Origin of the sequence: Flavobacterium psychraerolatum (assembly GCF_025960985.1) — a bacterium.
GTDB lineage: Bacteria > Bacteroidota > Bacteroidia > Flavobacteriales > Flavobacteriaceae > Flavobacterium.
On sequence record NZ_JAOQMX010000020.1, the window covers coordinates 47,619 to 71,157 of the forward strand.

Sequence of the window (23,539 nt, forward strand, 5' to 3'; positions counted from 1 at the left end):
AATAGTGCTTCGGTTACAAGGTTTGAAGGGAGTAAATTATTAACTTTACGTGTAAAATTGTAAAACATTTAACACTTTTTAGAAAAGAATTTGGTTCTGTTTTACATTATTATAGAAAACGTACAAAAAATTGCATCCTTTATACCTACTACCATGATTAAAAAATACTTATATATTTTTTTCATTTCGATCTTGACCTCACATGCTACTTATTCACAATTAAGTGATTTGCATTATTTGCCACCATTGAAACAAAGCTCTAATAGACAAGCGGTTGTCCAACAAGCGTTTTATTTATCAACCCCCGAGGCAACTCCTTTTACGGTGCAAGTTTTTCAAGGTACAGGAACAACTGCTGTGGCTACTTTAACCGTTTCTAATGGCAGTCCCGTAAAATATGATTTAGCAGATGGTGATAATAATATTACACTGGTAACAAATGTAAATACAGGAGAGAGATTAACCAATAGTGGACTGCGATTTGTTGCCGCTAGTGGAAAAAAATTCTATGTGAATTATCGTGGTAGATCAGGAGCTCAAGCCACTTCGTTAACTTCAAAAGGAAGGCAAGCACTTGGTAAAGAATTTAAATGGGGAGGAATTCCGAATAGGGCCAATAATGCTTCTTTGACCAATACTTTAGGAATTATGGCTACTACTAATGGTACCGTGGTCACCATTAAAGGTTATGATCCAAATTGTGTCTTTAGAAAAGGAAATACTAGAGGTGCAATCACAGATGATATATTAACTATTAATTTGGATGCAGGAGAGTCTTTTGTCTTAGAGGCATCACCAAACGAAGCAGAAGCCAATAGAGATGGTTGGTTAGGAGCTTCGATTAGCGCCACACAAAATATTGCTATTAGTAATGGGGGATTAAATGTAGGAATCAGGGCAGGCTCAGGCTCGCGAGATGCTGCTATTGATCAACCAGTTCCTCAGAATATCGTAGGTCGTGATTATGTATTCGTACGTGGAAACGGAACTGATGAAACTGAATTTCCTATCATCATAGGAACTCAAAACGGAACCGATATTTTTGTTAACGGATCTTCCACTCCTATTGCAACAATAAATAATGGGGAATATTTTGAAATTCCAGGAAGCAATTATTCCTCAGGCAATATTGGTGCCAATATGACTGTGATTACTTCAAAGGAAGCATATGCTTATCAATGTTTAGCTGGTTCTAGTGGTATACAAACTATTGGACTTAATTTTATTGCTCCTGTTAACTGTTTGCTTCCTGATAATTTGAGCAACATACCCGATATTAGAGATGTAGCAAATTTAAATTTTACGGGGGGAATTACAATTCTTGCCTCTACTTCTACTCCAAATAGTAATATCACTGTTACTGATGGTTCAGGAGTCGTTGCGTTACCAGCACCTACAAATGCTGCGGGATTACCTTGGAAGTCCTTTTTTGTCTCCAACTTAACAGGGAATGTGTCCGTTCAATCAACAGGTCCTATTGCCGTTGGTTTTATAGGAGTAAATAATAATGCAGGTATTGCAGGATATTTTTCTGGTTTTGATACTGTACCTGTTGTTGATTTAGAAATCACAGGTGGTGGCTGTTTACCAGGTTCAGATCTAAAAGAGCTATCGGGAAGTTTTGATGCCTACCAATGGTTTAAAGACAATACTATAATTCCAGGTGCTACTTCTAACATATATACCCCTTCAACTCCAGGTGATTTTTTTGTAAGAGTAACCAAAGGAGGGTGTACTTATGATTCCTCTATATTATCAGCTTATAATTGCGACCCTGAAATTATTTTGACTAAAACAGTTGATAAAAGTAATGTCCTCGAAGGTGACACCGTAATTTTTAAAGTGAGTGTAAAAAGCTTAGGTGTAAATCCTGTAACCAATCTAGTTATAAACGATTTGCTACCGGCAGAACTTTCATTTGTTTCTGCGACAGCTGTGCACGGAACTTGGACTGCACCTAATTGGAATATTGGAACAATGACCAGCGGTGAAGTATTTACTATTTTTATTACTGCAAAAGTTAATGAGGTCACTGCTAGTTCAACGGTTATCAATACCGTTTCTAATACCGAAGATATACCTGAGGCAGATGTACAAGTAGACGATGATACAGAACCTATCAATATCACTAATAGCGAAATTGATGTAACTAAGACTTCTCTGGCAGCAGCTGATGGAAGTTATGATACTGTGGGTGAAATTATCAATTATACCATTGTTGTCAAAAATACGGGTGATACTAACTTGACCAATATTACACTTACAGATCCAAAGGCAGATACAGGAAGTATATCACCATCATCTGTAGCGACTTTGGCAATAGGTGCTTCAACAACATTTACTGCAACCCATACAATAACTCAGGCAGATATTGAAGCTGGACAAGTAGTAAATCAGGCTACAGCCAAAGCTACATTATCAAACGGTTATGTGATTTCAGATGTATCCGATGATCCTACCAATGCAACTAGCACCACTAATGATCCTACGGTTACTCCAATTATCCAGAAAGGAAAATTAGTTTTAGAGAAGATCGCACAACCTGCAGCTGATGGCCTTTACGACAACTTAGGTGAAAAAATTAATTACGAAATAAGAGTTATCAATACGGGAAATGTAAGTCTAAATAATATCACTGTAACCGATCCAAATGCAGATACTGGAACTATCCTTCCTGCTGTTTTAGCAAACTTACCGGCTGGAGAATCTGCAGTTTTCTCAGCAAAACACACCATTGTGCAAGCAGATTTTAATGTTGGTAAAGTTTCGAACATAGCCACTGTTACTGGTACTGAACCAGTAGGCGGAGCTACAATTACAGACCAATCTGACGATCCAACGACCGCTGCACAAAATGATGCTACAGTAGTTTCTGTCCCTGAAATTGGTAGGCTTGAAGTTACTAAAAGAGATGCAGCCCCTGCAGATGGTAGTTTTGATACTGTGGGTGAAATTATTACTTACACTATCTTTGTAAAAAATACAGGAACGGTCACATTAAAGAATCTGAATATTATTGATTCGAATGCGACAGGGATTATACTAGAATCTACTACAGGCGTAGATGGTGACACTAGTGACAAATTTGTAGATGAAATCGACCCAGGAGAAACAGCTACATTTATAGCAACTCATGTTATCAAGCAAATTGATTTAGATAATGGAAAAGTACAAAATACAGCTACAGCTGGAGCTCAAGACCCCGGCTTAGGAAGTGTTACAGATTTATCTGACGACCCTGATAATCCAAACAATGCAATTGACGATCCTACTATTACTTTGATGACTGCTAAACCGTCTTTAATAATTACTAAAGCAGTAAACGATGAATTGAACGTTGCAGCGGGACAGAATCTAACGTATACCTACGTTGTCACAAATAATGGTAATATCACTATTGACAATGTTTCTATAAGTGACATACATGTTGCTAATGGCACTTTATCATTGCCTGCTATTCAAAGTACAACAGGAACCGACAATGATACTTCAAACAACAAAATCGAAATTTTGGCACCTGGTCAAACAGCTATGTGGACGGCTACTTATTTGGTCAATCAAAATGATATCAACAACCAACAAGATATTACTAATACCGTAACTGCGACTGGAACACCTAGAAATACTAGCGTGGCTCTTACTAATCCTACCGCTGCAAAAACAGTTACAGTTCATCCTATAGAAACCATCTGTAGTAATGCTGTACTCAATCATGATTTGACTACTGATGGTCCATTTTCAGGAGCTTCATTTTCTTGGGTTGCTGTTGCAAATGACGAAATTACAGGAATATCAACTACAGCAAAAACTACTTCCGTAATTAATGATGCACCTACTAATCAATCTACATTTGATCAAATCGTTCAATATAATATTACTGTTAAAAATGCAGCTGGAATAACGATAGATACTTATAAATTTTTAGTAACTATTCATCCTGAATTAGAAGTGCCAGAAAATGATAAAATCACCGTACAATGTGCTTCGGAGATAGTTGAACCTGATGCTCCTATAGTTTTGGATTATCAAGGAGCTTCAGTTACACCTGTAATAACATCTAGTGTGACAGGAGACCAAACGTGTGAAGGAAGTAAAACATACAAATTTGAATATACGGATTGTGGAAATAATGTTTCAACATATACATATACGTACATAATTGACCGCACAACAGCACCTGCTACTATTCCTGCAGATGGCGCAAGTACGGTGGAATGTATTGCAAACGCTACTACTCCAACGCCTCCAACTGGAATCAAAGATGTTTGTGGAACTGATGTTACTGCAGTTTTAGCTTCTACGGTAGATTCGCCTGCAACTTTATCTTGTGAAGGAACAAGAACCTATAATTACACCTATACGGATTGTTCTGGTTTGGTTTCGAATTGGAAATACACCTACACAATTGATCATACAATAGCACCTGCAAGTATTCCTGCAGATGGCGCGAGTACGGTAGAATGTATTGCAAACGCTACTACTCCAACTCCTCCAACTGGAATCAAAGATGTTTGTGGAACTGATGTTACTGCAGTTTTAGCTTCTACGGTAGATTCGCCTGCAACTTTAACTTGTGAAGGATCAAGAACCTATAATTATACCTATACGGATTGTTCTGGTTTGGTTTCGAATTGGAAATATACCTACACAATTGATCATACCATTGCTCCTGCAACTATTCCTGCAGATGGCGCTAGTACGGTAGAATGTATTGCAAACGCTACAACTCCAACTCCTCCAACTGGAATCAAAGATGTTTGTGAAACTGATGTTACTGCAGTTTTAGCTTCTACGGTAGATTCGCCTGCAACTTTATCTTGTGAAGGAACAAGAACCTATAATTACACCTATACGGATTGTTCTGGTTTGGTTTCGAATTGGAAATACACCTACACAATTGATCATACCATTGCTCCTGCAACTATTACTGCAGATGGCGCAAGTACGGTAGAATGTATTGCAAACGCTACTACTCCAACTCCTCCAACCGGAATCAAAGATGTGTGCGGAACTGATGTTACTGCAGTTTTAGCTTCTACGGTAGATTCGCCTGCAACTTTATCTTGTGAAGGTTCTAGAACATACAATTATACTTATACTGATTGTTCTGGTTTAGTTTCGAATTGGAAATATACCTACACAATTGATCATACTATTGCACCTGCAACTATTCCTGCAGATGGCGCAAGTACGGTAGAATGTATTGCAAACGCTACTACTCCAACTCCTCCAACCGGAATCAAAGATGTGTGCGGAACTGATGTTACTGCAGTTTTAGCTTCTACGGTAGATTCGCCTACAACTTTATCTTGTGAAGGATCAAGAACCTATAATTATACCTATACGGATTGTTCTGGTTTGGTTTCGAATTGGAAATATACCTACACAATTGATCATACAATTGCTCCTGCAACTATTCCTGCAGATGGCGCTAGTACGGTGGAATGTATTGCAAACGCTACTACTCCAACGCCTCCAACTGGAATCAAAGATGTGTGTGGAACTGATGTTATAGCGTTTTTAGATTCTACGGTAGATTCGCCTGCAACTTTATCTTGTGAAGGATCAAGAACCTATAATTATACCTATACGGATTGTTCTGGTTTGGTTTCGAATTGGAAATATACCTACACAATTGATCATACCATTGCTCCTGCTACTATTCCTGCAGATGGTGCAAGTACGGTAGAATGTATTGCAAACGCTACTACTCCAACTCCTCCAACCGGAATCAAAGATGTTTGTGGAACTGATGTTACTGCAGTTTTAGCTTCTACGGTAGATTCGCCTGCAACTTTATCTTGTGAAGGTTCAATAACCTACAATTATACCTATACGGATTGTTCTGGTTTGGTTTCGACTTGGAAATATACCTACACAATTGATCATACTATTGCACCTGCAACTATTCCAACAGATGGTGCGAGTACGGTAGAATGTATTGCAAACGCTACTACTCCAACTCCTCCAACTGGAATCAAAGATGTGTGCGGAACTGATGTTACTGCAGTTTTAGCTTCTACGGTAGATTCGCCTGCAACTGTATCTTGTGAAGGATCAAGAACCTATAATTATACCTATACGGATTGTTCTGGTTTGGTTTCGAATTGGAAATATACCTACACAATTGATCATACCATTGCTCCTGCAACTATTCCTGCAGATGGCGCAAGTACGGTAGAATGTATTGCTAACGCTACTACTCCAACGCCTCCAACTGGAATCAAAGATGTGTGTGGAACTGATATTACTGCAGTTTTAGCTTCTACAGTAGATTCGCCTGCAACTGTATCTTGTGAAGGATCTAGAACATACAATTATACCTATACGGATTGTTCTGGTTTGGTTTCGAATTGGAAATATACTTACACAATTGATCATACCATTGCTCCTGCAACTATTCCTGCAGATGGCGCTAGTACGGTAGAATGTATTGCAAACGCTACTACTCCAACTCCTCCAACTGGAATCAAAGATGTGTGTGGAACTGATGTTACAGCAGTTTTAGCTTCTACAGTAGATTCGCCTGCAACTGTATCTTGTGAAGGATCAAGAACCTATAATTATACCTATACGGATTGTTCTGGTTTGGTTTCGAATTGGAAATATACCTACACAATTGATCATACCATTGCTCCTGCTACTATTCCTGCAGATGGTGCAAGTACGGTAGAATGTATTGCAAACGCTACTACTCCAACTCCTCCAACCGGAATCAAAGATGTTTGTGGAACTGATGTTACTGCAGTTTTAGCTTCTACGGTAGATTCGCCTGCAACTTTATCTTGTGAAGGTTCAAGAACCTACAATTATACCTATACGGATTGTTCTGGTTTGGTTTCGAATTGGAAATATACCTACACAATTGATCATACCATTGCTCCTGCAACTATTCCTGCAGATGGCGCTAGTACGGTAGAATGTATTGCAAACGCTACTACTCCAACGCCTCCAACTGGAATCAAAGATGTGTGTGGAACTGATGTTACTGCAGTTTTAGCTTCGACGGTAGATTCGCCTGCAACATTATCATGTGAAGGTTCAAGAACCTATAATTATACCTATACTGATTGCTCTGGTTTAGTTTCGAATTGGAAATATACCTACACAATTGATCATACAACAGCACCTGCAACTATTCCTGCCAATGGTGCAAGTACGGTAGAATGTATTGCAAACGCTACTACTCCAACTCCTCCAACTGGAATCAAAGATATTTGTGGAACTGATGTTACTGCAGTTTTAGCTTCTACGGTAGATTCGCCAACAACACTTACTTGTGAAGGATCAAGAACCTATAATTATACCTATACTGATTGCTCTGGTTTGGTTTCGAATTGGAAATACACCTACACAATCGACTTGACTTCTAAACCAACTGTTCCTGCTAACGCAAATTCGACTGTGGAATGTCTTGCTGATGCTGTTCAACCAGCTGCTCCACCAGTTACTGATAAATGTGGAAACAACATAACACCAGTAATCACTGCTTCGGCTAATCCTGTTTGTGAAGGAACTAAAGTGTACACCTATACCTATACGGATTGTGCTTCGAATGTATCGGTTTACACCTATACTTATACACTTGACTTGACTTCTAAACCTGTTGTTCCTGCTAACGCAAGTTCGACTGTGGAATGTTTGGCTGATGCAGTTCAACCTGTTGCGCCAGTTGTTACTGATAAATGTGGAAATACCATTACGCCAGTGATCACTGCTTCGGCTGATCCTGTTTGTGAAGGAACTAAAGTGTATACCTACACTTATACTGACTGTGCTTCTAATGTTTCGGTTTATACCTATACCTACACGCTTGACTTGACTTCTAAACCAACTGTTCCTGCTAATGCAAGTTCGACTGTGGAATGTTTGGCTGATGCTGTTCAACCAACTGCGCCAGTGGTGACGGATAAATGTGGAAATGCACTTACACCAGTGATCACTGCTTCGGCTGACCCTGTTTGTGAAGGAACGAAAATGTACACCTACACTTATACTGACTGTGCTTCTAATCTTTCGGTTTACACTTATACTTATACACTTGACTTGATTACTAAACCAATTGTTCCTGCTAACGCAAGTTCGACTGTGGAATGTTTGGCTGATGCTGTTCAACCAACTGCGCCAGTGGTGACTGATAAATGTGGAAATAATATTACGCCAGTAATCACCGCTGCGGCTGATCCTGTTTGTGAAGGAACGAAAGTGTACACCTATACATACACTGATTGTGCTTCGAATGTTTCAGTTTACACTTATACGTATACACTTGACTTGACTACTAAACCAGTTGTTCCAGCTAATGCTGGTTCGACAGTAGAATGTCTTGCTGATGCAGTTCAACCAGTTGCGCCAGTGGTGACTGATAAATGTGGAAATAATATTACGCCAGTAATCACCGCTGCGGCTGATCCTGTTTGTGAAGGAACGAAAGTGTACACCTATACATACACTGATTGTGCTTCGAATGTTTCGGTTTATACCTATACATATACACTTGACTTGACTTCTAAACCAACTGTTCCTGTTAACGCAAGTTCAACCGTAGAATGTCTTGCTGATGCAGTTCAACCTGTTGCACCAGCGGTGACTGATAAATGTGGAAATGCACTTACGCCAGTGATCACTGCTTCGGCTGATCCTGTTTGTGAAGGAACGAAAGTTTACACGTACACCTATACTGATTGTGCTTCGAATGTATCTGTTTACACCTATACGTATACACTTGACTTGACTTCTAAACCAACTGTTCCAGTTAATGCAAGTTCGACTGTAGAATGTCTTGCTGATGCAGTTCAACCAGTTGCACCAGTGGTGACTGATAAATGTGGAAATAATATTACGCCAGTAATCACTGCTTCGGCTGATCCTGTTTGTGAAGGAACGAAAGTTTACACCTATACTTATACTGATTGTGCTTCGAATGTATCTGTTTACACTTATACGTATACACTTGACTTGACTTCTAAACCAACTGTTCCTGTTAATGCAAGTTCGACTGTAGAATGTTTGGCTGATGCTGTTCAACCAGCTGCACCAGTGGTAACTGATAAATGTGGAAATAATATTACACCAGTGATCACTGCTTCGGCTGATCCTGTTTGTGAGGGAACAAAAGTTTACACGTATACCTATACTGATTGTGCTTCGAATGTATCTGTTTACACTTATACGTATACACTTGACTTGACCTCTAAACCAGTTGTTCCTGTTAATGCAAGTTCGACTGTAGAATGTTTGGCTGATGCTGTTCAACCAGCTGCTCCACCAGTTACTGATAAATGTGGAAATGCACTTACGCCAGTGATCACTGCTTCGGCTGATCCTGTTTGTGAGGGAACGAAAGTTTACACGTACACCTATACTGATTGTGCTTCGAATGTATCTGTTTACACCTTTACGTATACACTTGACTTGACTACTAAACCAACTGTTCCTGCTAACGCAAGTTCAACTGTAGAATGTCTTGCTAACGCTGTTCAACCAGTTGCGCCAGTTGTGACTGATAAATGTGGAAATAATATTACGCCAGTTATCACTGCTTCGGCTGATCCTGTTTGTGAAGGAACTAAAGTGTATACCTATACATACACTGATTGTGCTTCGAATGTTTCGGTTTATACCTATACATATACACTTGACTTGACTTCTAAACCAACTGTTCCTGTTAACGCAAGTTCAACCGTAGAATGTTTGGCTGATGCTGTTCAACCAGTTGCGCCAGTTGTGACTGATAAATGTGGAAACAACATTACACCAGTGATCAATGCTTCGGCTGATCCTGTTTGTGAGGGAACAAAAGTGTACACCTATACGTATACGGATTGTGCTTCGAATGTTTCGGTTTACACTTATACTTACACTATCGATATGACGATTAAACCAATAGTGTCATCGAACGGCAGCGCTCTTGTGAATGACATTTCGAAAGCTGTACAACCGACTGCTCCAACAGTAATTGATAACTGTGGTAAAAACATTGTTCCTGTTATCACGGAGAATGTAAGTCCTGTGTGTGATGGTCAAAAGATCTACTATTTCACTTATACCGATTGCGGTGGAAATAGTTCTGTTTATACCTATACATACACGATCGACGTAACATCGACATTAATTATTTCGAATAAAACAAAAATTAGCTGTAGTGATGTTGCTTTGAATTACGATCTTAAAACTACAACACCATTAGTTAACCCTACCTTTACTTGGGTTGCCACAGACAATCCTGCTGTGACGGGTGAAAAAAATGGCAATGGAACAACTATTACTGACGCTATTTTAAATATCAGTGGTGTAACACAAACTGTGAAGTATACCGTTACACCTTTCAATAACAAAGGATGTCAAGGACCTACATTTGAACTGTTGGTTACTGTTAAACCTCAACCGTTTGCTAGTAAAAACCCAACAGATGTAACTTGTAGCAACATTGCTCTTAACCATAATTTAAGTGCAGATGTTGATTTAGCCAATACTACTTTTACTTGGGCTGCTGCCAATAATCCAAACGTATCTGGAGAGACAACCACTAGTTCAATTTCGAACACTATAAAAGATAAATTAGTCAATACTTCGGGCGTTGTTCAAACTGTGGTTTACACAATAACTCCTGAATCTTCTGGAAATTGTACAGGGAAACCATTTACTTACACGGTAACTGTTCGACCTGAAGCTACTTTGGTTGTGACCAAAATAACACTTCCTGCTACTGATGGACAATATGATAGCGTAGGTGAAATAGTGAAATATCAAATTACAGTTGAAAATAAAAATGAATTAACTGTAAGCAACTTAACACTTGAAGATCTTAATGCAGATGCAAGCAGTATTAGCCCGAGTTCATTTGCAACGGTAGCTGCTTTTCAAAAAGTAATGTTTACTGCTTCTCATACTATCACACAATCAGATCTAAACGCTGGTCAAGTAGTAAATAGTGCTATAGGAAGTGCTTTTGATCCTTGTGGAACGAGAGTCTCTGATCTGTCTGATGATCCTTCAACGACGACGCCAAATGATAACACAATCACAAGCCTAGTTCAGAAACCAGTTTTAGCATTAGAAAAAACCTTCACATTCAATGATGAAAACGGTGATGGTTTAGTTCAAAACAAAGAAACTATTACCTATAATTTTAAAGTTACTAATACCGGAAATGTAACACTTACAAACATAAGTATCAATGATCCGCTAATGACGGTTAATGGTGGCCCGATCAGCTTAGCTCCTACTGCTGTAGATGCTACTACCTTTGCAGGTACCTATGTGATTACTCAGGGAACAATTGATTCTGGAAGTTTAACTAACTCGGCTACTGTAACTGGTACAGATCCGAAAGGAAAAATAGTTACTGACATTTCTGATGATCCTAAAAATGCAGCAAATACTGACACCAACGGAAATGGCAATCCTGATGATAGTACTATTTTTGCAATTGTTGCGAAACCGGAATTAACCGTTGAAAAAACAGGTGTCTTTATCGACGCCAATGGAGACGGACTTGCTCAGGTAGGTGAAACTGTTTCGTATAGTTTCGAAATTAAAAATACTGGAAATGTAACGATAACAGGTATCACAGTAAACGATCCGTTCTCACCAGTTACTGGTGGACCAATAACTCTGCTTCCAGGTGCAAAAGACATTACAACGTTCACTACAGTACATACGTTGACACAAGCAGAAATCAATACTGGAACCGTAACTAATTCTGCTACAGCAGCTGGTAAAGCACCTAATGGAGCAACCATTTCTGATGTATCAGATGATCCTACTACTGCTGCTCAAAATGATGCAACTGTAACCAAACTGACTCAAAACCCCTTATTAACGTTGTTAAAAACTGCGGTATTTAATGATGAAAACGGAAACGGATTCCCAGAAACTGGTGAAACAGTATCTTATAGTTTTACGGTTAAAAATAATGGAAATGTTACCCTAACCGGAATAACAATCTCCGATCCTTTGACAACAGTTACGGCTGGACCTATCACGTTGGCTCCAAACAAATCAGATGCTACTACTTTTAAAGCGAACTATACTTTAAAATTAACTGATATCAATGCGGGACAAGTTACCAATACTGCCAAGGCCACAGGAAAAGATCCTGATGGAAAAACTGTTGCAACCTTGTCTGACGATCCAAACAATGCTACTAATGGTGATAGTGATAATGATGGTCACCCTGACGACCCTACTCTAACCAAATTAGCACCAAACGCAAAATTGAGTGTAACTAAAACGGGAGTATTTAAAGATGCAAACAATGATGGTTTGGCTCAAGTTGGCGAAACTATCGACTATACCTTTGAAGTTTCAAACATTGGAAATGTAAGTGTGAGCGGAATTAAAATTAGCGATCCATTGGTGACGGTTACTGGTGGCCCTATATCATTAGATCCAAATCAAAAAAATGGTACTACTTTTAAAGCTACTTATACATTAACTCAAGCGGATATCGATGCTGCAAAAGTGACCAATGTTGCCGTAGCCTCAGGACAAACACCAAAAGGCGTTACCGTATCTGACACTTCTGACGATCCGAACAATCCAACGAATACAGACAACAACGGAAATGGAGAACCTGATGATGCTACCATTACTACAATTCCTGGAAAAGGAAAAGTAAGTTTAACAAAAGTAACTTTGGCTCCGACAGATGGAAGTTATGATTCGGTTGGTGAAAAAATCAATTACTTATTGACTATTACCAATACCGGAAACTTGACACTTTCGAACCTAGCAATAACAGATGCAAATGCGGATACAGGAAGTATTCTGCCAGCAATTATTGCTACGCTTGCACCAGGAAAATCGGCTACTGTTTCGGCTGCGCATTCGATCACACAAAGCGAAATTGATTTAGGTTCTGTAACTAACAGTGCTTCGGTTACGGCTACCGATACCGCAGGAAATACAGCAACTGATACATCAGATGATCCAAACAATGCAACCAATGCAGATACAAATGGTGATGGAGATCCTGATGACGCTACTGTAACTTCGATTACACAAAAACCAGCTATTTCATTAGAGAAAACATTTGTATTTAATGACGAAAATGGAGATGGATTCCCTCAGTTGAATGAATCAATTACGTATAATTTCAAAGTTCAGAATACTGGAAAAGTGACCTTGAGTGATATTAAGGTAATCGATCCACTAGTGACTGTACTTGGTGGCCCTATAACTTTGGCTCCAACAGAAATTGATAATCATACCTTTTATGCTACTTACAAAATAACGCAAGCAAACATCGATGCAGGTTTTGTAAGCAATTCGGCTGTTGTAAATAGTAAAGATACTAATGGAAACACAGTGACTGATACTTCTGATGACCCTAACAATTCATCAAATGTAGATGCAAATGGCGATGGAGAACCAGACGATGCTACCATCACAGCCTTAGTTTCGAAACCTCAACTGACTGTTACTAAAATAGGAAGTTTTATTGATGCTAATCAAGATGGTTTAGCTCAAGTAGGTGAAACAATTAGATACCATTTTGAAATCAGTAACACAGGTAACGTAACCATTTCTAACATTACAATTGCAGATGCTTTAGTTGCCGTTACAGGTAACCCTATTACATTGGCGCCAAAAGCGAAAAACACCACCAATTTTGTGGCAATCTATACTTTAACACAAGATGATGTCAATACTGGATTTGTCATTAACACTGCTACCGCATCAGGTCAAGATCCTTTTGGAGGTATAGTGAGTGATCGTTCTGATGATCCTACAACTGCTGCGAAAAATGATGATACCAATACATCTCTTGCAAGAGAGCCACAATTATCATTGTTCAAAACTGCTACTTTTAATGATGAAAATGGTGACGGTCTACCTCAAGCCAATGAAACAATCAGGTACAATTTTGATATCAGAAATAACGGAAACGTTACCATCTTTGGTATTCAAATTACAGATCCATTGGTAGCCATAACTGGTGCACCGCTTGATTTACAACCTACAGAAGGCAATGACACGCACTTCTCTGCGCTATACACAATCAAACAAAGTGATATTGATTCTGGAGGTATTACCAACTCTGCTTTGGCTGTAGGTCAAGACAAAGATGGTTCGAAAGTGACTGATGTAAGTGACTTCTCTGATGATCCAGACAATCCAAACGATGAAGATTTAAATGGTGATGGTGATCCTGACGATCCTACAGTAACTGCATTAACTGGTAAAGCAGCTCTGAATATTACAAAGACTGCAACATTCAACGATACCAATAATAATGGATTTACAAATGTGGGAGAAACAATTACCTACGCTTTTGCTGTATCTAATATTGGAAATCTAAGTTTGACGAATGTCAAAGTAACAGATCCAATTGTTACTGTATCGGGAGCAACCATTAGTTTGTTACCTGGGCAACTTGACGCAACAACTTTCAAAGCTGTTTATAATATCACTCAAGAAGATTTAGATACAGGAAAAGTAAGCAATACGGCTGTAGCTTCTGGTCAAGATCCAAATGGAATCGTAGTTAAGGATTTCTCAGATGATCCAAACAATACAGCAAATGCAGACCTCAACAATGATGGTAATCCAGATGATGCAACTATAACTTCTTTCCCTGTGCAAGGAAAAATTAGCATCCTTAAAACTGCCTTGGCAGCTGCAGATGGTGCCTATGATACTATTGGTGAGAAAATCACTTATTCTATTGTAGTGACCAATTCTGGAAGCACGACCTTATCAAATATTAAAATTACAGATACAAATGCCGATCTAGGAACGGTAGTACCAAGTGCAATATCGGTACTAAGTCCAGGTAAATCGGTAACTATAACCGCTATACATACCGTAACTCAAGCAGATTTGAATGCTGGTTTTGTAAGCAATACGGCTGCAGTACGTAGTAATGATGCTTTAGGAAATGTAGTTTCTGATCTATCAGATGACCCTACTAACCCAGCAAATATTGATACTAATGCTGACGGTGATCCTGATGATGCAACGATTTCTGCAATGGCACAAAAACCACAATTGCAATTAACCAAGGCTTCTACCCTAGCACCTGATGGACTTTGGGATACAATTGGTGAGGTGATTTTGTATAATTTAGTATTGACAAATACTGGAAATGTAACCTTAACGAATGTTGCGGTAACTGATGCCAATGCTGATGCAGGAAGTGTAACTCCAGCCAATTTTGCTACATTATTACCAGGCCAAAAAGTAACTTTGACGGCAAAACATACCATTACCCAAGTTGATTTGGACAAAGGTGCTGTTACAAATACAGCAGTTGCTACGGCAAAAGATCCTAAAGGTGGAAATGTAACCGATGATTCTGATGATCCAAACAATGATACCAACAAAGATACTAATGGTGATGGTGAGCCTGATGATGCAACGGTAACCGTTACACCGCAATTGGCAATTTTGGAGGTAACCAAAGTAACCAACAACCGCACGTTTACAAAGGTAGGTGATCCTATTCTGTACACTATTGTTGTTACTAATCGTGGGAACATCAATTTACTGAATGTAAATGTGAGAGATAATAACGGAACCTTTACAAGCCAATCATCAGTTAATGTATTGGCCCCAGGTAAATCGTTTACCGTTACCGCTACGCACTTAACGACAGCCGATGATATCTTATTTGGCTACATCGATAATACAGCAGTAGTCCATGCCTTGATTCCGAATTCGACCACAACAATCGAAGAAGATTCTGATGACCCAACCAATACAACCAATGTTGATATTGATAAAGATGGCGATTTTGAAGATCCAACTACTAGTTACCTAGATACTGATAGTGATGGAGTTGCTGACATTATCGATATCGATGATGACAACGATGGTATTTTAGATACTGTTGAAGGAACAATGGATAGCGATGGTGATGGGATATCAAACCATTTGGACATTGATGCAGACAATGACGGAATTCCGGATAACCTAGAAGCGCAAACCACTACTGGATACAAAGCACCTAGCAAAATTGATCTAAACAAAAACGGTCTTGATGATGCTTATGAAAACGGAACTGTATTAGGACTTACCCCTACCAATACAGACGGAACGGATAATCCTGATTATTTGGATACCGACTCAGATAACGATGGAGTTGCAGACATCATTGAAGCATTCGATAAAAACAAAGACGGTATTCCTGACTTGTTTATTTCTGGAAATGATGCTGATCATGATGGTCTTGATGACAGTTTTGAAGGTGCCAATACAATGGACGGATTTGTAGTCAATGACGAATTCAAAAATGGTAGTAGAGATACGCACAATACCGATGGAACTGACGAGCCTGATTACCGTGATATCGATGATGACAATGATGGTGTGTACACCAAATATGAATTGGATCCAAACGGTGATGGCAATGGTCCTGATGATACTGACAAGGACGGAATCCCTGATTACTTGGATACCGATGATGATGGTGACGGAATATCAACAAAAAGTGAGGGAGCTGATCCTAATGGTGATGGAAATCCGAATGATGCTGTAGATGGAAATGCCAATGGTATTCCAGATTACTTAGAAGTTGGAAATTATAACCTTACGCTTCCTGCGGACGAAATAGAAGTCTTTAGTGCAGTATCGCCAAATGGTGATGGGGACAATGATGTTTTGGTACTAGGACGTATCTACGAATTCCCAGAAAACACAGTCCAAATTTACAACCGTTGGGGAGTATTAGTTTATGAAACTGTTGGTTATGGATCACATGGCAACTTTTTTAGAGGATACTCTGAAGGTCGTGTAACAGTTAGTAAAAGCAATAAATTACCCTCTGCTACATATTTCTATATTATAAAATACAGATCAAATGGGATAAACAAACAAAAAGCAGGTTATTTATACCTACAATATTAAAATTAACAAAAGAAAAAAATCCTATAAAACAAAAGTCAATTCAAGACTAAAGAAGATTTACTTTTCAATATTATCAATTAGTTTAACACTAAGCATACAAAAAAAAGGTACAAGGAGATAGTTTTTATTTTAATAGTAAGATTTTTTCAAAGCCTTTAAAGCAATAGTTTTAAAGGCTTTTTTTATATATCTTTACCGATTAATACTACCTAAAAACAAAATTAATTTTTCAATTATTTAACAAAAAAAGAAATAAAAAAGAGTTTCTTGAAAAATAATATCATACATAATTCTTCTAAAAATAGTTAACAAGTATATATACTTAGTAATTTCTAAGAAAAAGGAGAATATATATTTATGCATTATGAAAAAAAAAATAACATTAGCAATATTACTATTAACTTTATTCCATTTTAAAGAGGGGGTTTGCCAAGTAAAAAAAGTGTCAGAAACTTCAGAGACCAACAAAGTGCTTTTCTATAAAGTGGTAGAATATGTAAATTTAACTTTTGGAGGTACCAAAACAACTTATACCGTTTCAGATTCTACCCTTATAAGTACTGTCAACTTAGGACCCGATAATCAAAGAATTATCACTCCAGTATATCAAAACTATACTAACACACAAAAAACTTACACTGTTGCTCCAATAACAATAACAACTGATAGCATTAAAAAACGTGTTGTAGCCTCTAATGTTGAAAAACCTAAAGCAGCCGAACCTATTATTAATAACACCTCAGTAAAACCAAAAAATGAAGTAATCGAAGACACTCAACTAGATGAAAAAATGTTAGCTGATGAACTAGAGAAGTTTAAAAAACAAATAGTCTATGAAGAGGCTAAACTTGACCCAAATAGAGTCAAACCACAATTTGCTTATGTTCAAATATATGATACATATGAGAGGATTGCAGAAAAAGGGTACCGATCAATTGTATTATATACCAAATTAAGCGATTATTTTTATTTTGGAAAGCAAATGGCTAAAGCGGCAAAATGGTATGAAAAGTTATTTTCGATTAACCGTAATTTAGATTCCGTATATTATTACAGGTATGCAGATGCTTTATTAAAATCTGGTAATACAACTAAGGGGAATGAAATGATGATTAAATTCAAGCAATTGGATAAATAAATAGAATTTAAAAAAAACCAGGATCTTACTTTAAAGAACCTGGTTTTTTTGATTAATTACTGGATATAATCCTGTAAATAATTAAAGCGAGGGGTCAATTTGCCTTTGGATGTGATTTGTGATCTTTGTAAAATTCCGTCTTTATCTTCATTAAAAAAAGCTGGAAGAATATATTCCGAAAACATTTGGCCAAAACCTATACTTGCGTCTCTTGGAATTTCACTAGGCAAATTACCAACTGCCATAACTACAATTGCAGCGGGATGAAATACATCTACTTCTTTATGTTCTGAAGGTAAATATCCATAAAGAGGCTCCTCAATAGTAGTAGATCTTAATGTACTCGCAATAGCACCCTCTATATCACAAGCGATGTCTGCAATTACTTTAATTCTACAATCTTTTGATTGCAACATTTTACGTGTAACAATTTTTGGTGATCCAGGTGCATGAAAATGGCCTGCAATTAAAATTTCTGAAACATTGGAATAAACTTCAAAACTAGATTCGTACTCTTGTGAATTTGCTTTAAAATCATCAAAGTAAAAAGGCTGATTGTCTTTTCTTTTATAATAATCAGCAACACCCAATTGTGTGTACACTGACTGTGAATATTTTTTGGTTAAAAAATTTTCACCTGAAACCTCTTTTATTTTAATAGCATCCAACATTTCTTTGGCGCCCTTCCCTACTTTTCCTTTTCCTGTGATTACCAATTTTAATGGCGGTAAAACCAATCGTTTCAAATGACGAATTAACTCCTCTTTTCCGTTTAAGGTGCCTGCGAGCGGTAGTTTAAATAATCCAAATTTAAGACCAAAAGCACGAATACCATTGTACACACCAACATAACCCGCATAACGACCAAAACCAATTAACCTACGATTGTTCTTATCAACAAAGGTTTCGTGATCAAACAAATCGATATTATTTTGGAGAATAGCCTGTATTAAACCACGATTGTGTGGTTGCTGTTTTATGGTATGTGAAAAAAAGATATAGGATTTATTAGCTATTAAATTTTCAACTGGCATTTCCTTAATTCCAATTAGAACATCGCAATCACTCATGTCATTACTTACCTCTATTCCTGCAAACTGATATTCTTGGTCTTTAAATATTCTATCTTCAGAACTTTCTACAATCACTGAAAAATCAGGATACTCTAGCTTAATTTTGACAATAGCATCTGGCGAAAAAACAACTCTTCGGTCAGGTGGATTCTTTCTTTCTTTTAAAATTCCAAATTTCATATTTAATAGTATTGAATAATTTTATCTATGCACAGTATAAAAAACAGTAAAATGCTCATCGGTTTATTTTTATAAAAACAATTCATCATCATTCTCTCCAATATCAGAAAACAAAATAATTGATGAAGTATTGAATCTCAAATCAATAGGTATAATTAAATTTTTTCTTTGAAAAAAAATCTTAAATGAAACCCAAATTATTGCAACAAAAGATATTGATTCTTTATATTTGTTTTACTAGCACCATTATGATGATTCTTATAAAAAACACAAATATACCACAATTACTATTATTCTTATTGCTTTTTACATCTTGTAAAGGAAAGAATGATGCCGATATTGGTTTAACTGATACGATTTCGAAAAAGGAATTTGCTTTAAAGCAAGGTACAAAACTTACGGACGAATTTATAAATAGTAAAAAAGCATCTATTGCTCATTTTTACAACAAAAACTGGCCAAACAATAGCATGAATGGTGGCTTTTTGGTAGCCAAAAATGGTCAGATAATTTATGAAAAATACGAAGGTCTAGCCAACAAAAAGAACAATACAGCCATGAGCAGTACTACTGCGCTGCATGTTGCTTCGGTTTCAAAAGTCATGACAGCTACCGCCATTTTAAAACTTATTGATCAAAAAAATTTCACTCTAAATCAAAAAGTAGCTACGCTTATAAAAGGTTTTCCATATCCTGATGTTACTGTACAAACACTATTAAACCATCGTTCTGGTATTAGAAATTACTCTTATTTTACAGATAAAAAAATAATCTGGGATCGTCACAAAATTTTGACCAATCAAGATATTGTGGATTTATTGATCTCGAAAAAGATTACTTTAGAATTTAAAACTGACACTCGCTTTAGTTATTGTAATACCAACTTTGCTATTTTGGCACTTATCATCGAAAAAGCTACAGGGCAGAATTACCGTGAGGCAATGAAATCTATCATTTTTAAACCATTAGGAATGAATGATACCTACGTGTTTGATTATGAGAAAGACCGCCAAACCGCAAATCCATCGTACCGAGGAGATTGGTCATTGTATTATTGGGATTATTTAGATGCCATTTATGGAGACAAAAACATCTACTCTACACCTAGAGATTTATTAAAATTTGACATGGGCCGTAATGATCCTGAATTTTTCAAACCTGAATTGCTCAAAAAGGCTTTTGTGGGTTATAGTAATGAGCATATAGGACAACGGAATTATGGTTTAGGTATGCGTATGATCAACTGGCCAACAGGTCAGAATTTTTATTTTCATACAGGCTGGTGGCACGGAAATACTTCGATGTACATTACGTTACCGATTGAAAAAGTAACTATCATTGCTCTATCAAATAAATTCACAAAAACTACTTACAGAATAAAGAACTTAGCACCATTATTTGGTGATTATCCATTTGAAGTAGACAAAACTCTAGTTGAGGAATGATTTTTGTTTTATAAAAAAGAGAAGAACTAAATTGTATTTCAAACAAAAAGAATATATTTGCACACGCAATTTTTTGCATCATACTGGGGTCGACTGGTTTTGACAGCAAGTCGAATTGAAAAGTAAGCAGGCCGAGCATTGAGACCTTGCTCGTTAATATAAGATCTCACCATTTTAAACGGCGAAAATAACTACGCTTTAGCTGCATAATCCGAATTATAGTACGATTACGCCAAGTTCCTATCAGATAGGAAAGCTGGATTCTCCTTGAAAGCCTTGGTTTGTGGCGTTCTATTCAGGAGAACCGTAAAAATAAACCTAGATTTCCATGAGCTTCGGGTGGATTTCAAAATTAAGAAGATAAGTAATAAGTGGCTGTTTCTGGCCTAGCTTGTTATCGAAAATCCAATCAGGAAATAAGCCCGTAGAAAGCCTTTTAATTGCTTGTTTGGACCCGAGTTCGATTCTCGGCGACTCCACAAAAAACCCTGTAAACAGCTAGTTTACAGGGTTTTTTATTTATAATTTAAAGTCTTTATGCTAATCTATATTTTCTGATAGCTGTACTGAACAAAAAAAGCATTCATTTATTTTCTACAAGTGAATTAGTAAGCATTACAATAATATCATTATATCTAAGTATTGTTAAGATTTTATTTTTTTTCTATATCCCAGAGTTGATTCATTTCTTCCAAGGTTTTTCCTTTTGTCTCTGGAATGTATTTCCAAACAAACAATGCTGCCAAAAGTCCCATTAATCCATAAACCCAGTAAGCAAAACCATGATTAAATAGCTGAATCAAATAACTATCTTTATCCATAATTGGAAATGTCCAAGATACTAAGTAATTGGCAACCCATTGTACTGCTACTGCTACTGCTAAGGCTTTTCCTCTTATATTATTTGGAAAAATCTCCGCCAATAATACCCATGCTACAGGTCCCCAACTCATTGCAAATCCAGCAACATATACCAACATGCATACTAATGAAAATAGGCCTAGTGAATGTGTAAAAAAGGAAGTCCCCAAAGCAAACATGGCAATTGACATACTTAATGCTCCACCAATCATTAAAGGTTTACGACCAATTCTATCTACTGTTTGAATCGCCAAAATGGTAAATATTAAATTTATTGCTCCCACAATTATAGTTTGTAATAAAGCAGTATCCGTTCCTGAACCCATACTTTTAAAAATTTCTGGTGCATAGTACAGAACTACATTAATCCCTACAAATTGTTGAAAAACAGAAATTAAAACCCCTATAATGATTACCGATATTCCATACGAAAACAGCTTTCCAGAATGCGTTGTGACCGTATTTTTTATGTCTCTTAGAATAATTTGAGCTTCTTCTGGTCCGTTCACTTTTATTAGAACTTCTAACGCTTTTTCAGGTTTAGATTGCAATACTAATGACCTAGGCGTATCTGGCACTGAAAATAAAAAAAGTAAAAATAATAAAGCCGGAATTACCTCTGAAGCAAACATCCAACGCCACCCAATTGTATTTAACCAGTTGGCATCACCTTGCCGTGCTATAAAATAATTCACAAAATAAACTACCAACATTCCAAAAACAATAGCAAACTGATTCATAGAGACTAACTTACCCCTACTACTCGCTGGTGCAATTTCGGCAATATAAAGTGGAGATAACATGGATGCTAACCCAACACCAATACCTCCAATAATTCTATAGATTATAAATAAATTGTAAAAAGAATGGTCTCCTTCACCTATTGGCTTTACAAACATTTCTGGCATTGAAGAACCCAAAGCTGAAATAAGAAATAAAATTGCAGCTAAGATCAATCCGTTTTTACGGCCGTATTTTTTACTTATCAATCCTCCGAAAACGCCTCCGATTATACACCCTATCAAAGCACTAGACACTAAAAACCCCAATCGAGCATTGGAAGAAGCTTCTGAAAGTCCAAAAGGAAACACAAAAAATTTCTCTAAGGAACTCACCGTTCCAGAAATTACTGCGGTATCATAACCGAAAAGCAATCCTCCTAGAGTTGCTACTAAGGTAAGCCTCCATAAATAGGCTGAGTTATTTGTTATTGACATAATTTAATTACTATTAATTGGTTAATTATTACTTATAGTACCATTCAAACACCCTATTTTAGCACTATCATTATACAATAAAGAGGAGCAGTAATTTACAACTCCTCAATAAAAAAAAAAATAGGTATTGGATTAAATATATTGGTTAATTATATTTTCGAATAATTCTTGTTTACCACTTTGTAAGTTAAGCTCACCGTTCTCATGCGCAATTTTGTATAAATCTTGCATTGATAATTTTCCTTCTTCAAATGCTTTTCCGTTTCCAGTATCGAATGAACTGTAACGATCTGCTCTTAATTTGTCATAAGCTGATGATGTGATAATTTTGTCAGCAGTCAATAATGCTCTTGCAAACGTATCTGCTCCACCAATATGTGCATGGAAAGCATCATCCATATCAGTTGAGTTTCTTCTGATTTTTGCATCAAAATTAACTCCACCACCTTGTAATCCACCTGCTTTCAAGAAAACAAGCATTGCCTCTGTAGTTTCTTGAATGTTGTTTGGGAACTGATCTGTATCCCAACCGTTTTGGTAATCACCACGGTTAGCATCAACACTTCCTAACATTCCAGCTTGCGCTGCAACATCAATTTCGTGTTGAAAAGTATGTTGCGCCAATGTTGCGTGGTTTACTTCGATGTTGATTTTAAAATCTTTATCTAAACCTTGAGCGCGTAAAAATCCGATTGCTGTAGCGCTATCAAAATCGTATTGGTGCTTCATTGGTTCCATAGGTTTTGGTTCAATCAAGAAATTTCCTTTAAAACC

At 37.2% G+C, this 23,539-nt stretch carries 6 protein-coding genes and 1 other RNA gene; 4 read left to right on the top strand and 3 right to left on the bottom strand.

The features are described 5' to 3' along the window. Window positions 1–153: 153 nt before the first annotated feature. Both M2326_RS09260 and M2326_RS09265 read left to right on the top strand, forming a co-directional pair. Window positions 154–16,851: an HYR-like domain-containing protein gene (locus tag M2326_RS09260; protein WP_264619279.1), complete on the top strand. Its 16,698-nt coding sequence runs from the start codon at window positions 154–156 to the stop codon at window positions 16,849–16,851. Between the two features lie 364 nt (window positions 16,852–17,215). After that, window positions 17,216–17,989 (top strand): tetratricopeptide repeat protein, encoded by a 774-nt coding sequence (locus tag M2326_RS09265; RefSeq protein WP_264619280.1) that lies wholly within the window; start codon window positions 17,216–17,218, stop codon window positions 17,987–17,989. 56 nt (window positions 17,990–18,045) lie between these two features. On the opposite strand, the gene M2326_RS09270 is transcribed toward M2326_RS09265, so the two are convergent. Beyond that, on the bottom strand, window positions 18,046–19,242 hold the full coding sequence (locus tag M2326_RS09270) for an NAD(P)-dependent oxidoreductase (RefSeq protein ID WP_264619281.1): 1,197 nt from the start codon (window positions 19,240–19,242) through the stop codon (window positions 18,046–18,048). Between the two features lie 185 nt (window positions 19,243–19,427). Here M2326_RS09270 and M2326_RS09275 point away from each other — a divergent pair, with 185 nt between their 5' ends. Continuing rightward, the gene (locus M2326_RS09275) at window positions 19,428–20,687 is read left to right on the top strand and encodes a serine hydrolase domain-containing protein (protein ID WP_319800834.1); all 1,260 of its coding nucleotides are present in this window, start codon (window positions 19,428–19,430) and stop codon (window positions 20,685–20,687) included. A gap of 85 nt (window positions 20,688–20,772) precedes the next feature. Continuing rightward, window positions 20,773–21,169: a transfer-messenger RNA gene (gene ssrA, locus M2326_RS09280) on the top strand. A gap of 171 nt (window positions 21,170–21,340) precedes the next feature. On the opposite strand, the gene xylE is transcribed toward ssrA, so the two are convergent. Then, on the bottom strand, window positions 21,341–22,765 hold the full coding sequence (gene xylE, locus M2326_RS09285) for a D-xylose transporter XylE (protein ID WP_264619282.1): 1,425 nt from the start codon (window positions 22,763–22,765) through the stop codon (window positions 21,341–21,343). Window positions 22,766–22,897: 132 nt separating this feature from the next. Continuing rightward, window positions 22,898–23,539 (bottom strand): apurinic/apyrimidinic endonuclease family protein (locus M2326_RS09290; RefSeq protein ID WP_463671344.1); only part of this gene is annotated, 642 nt, incomplete at its 5' end.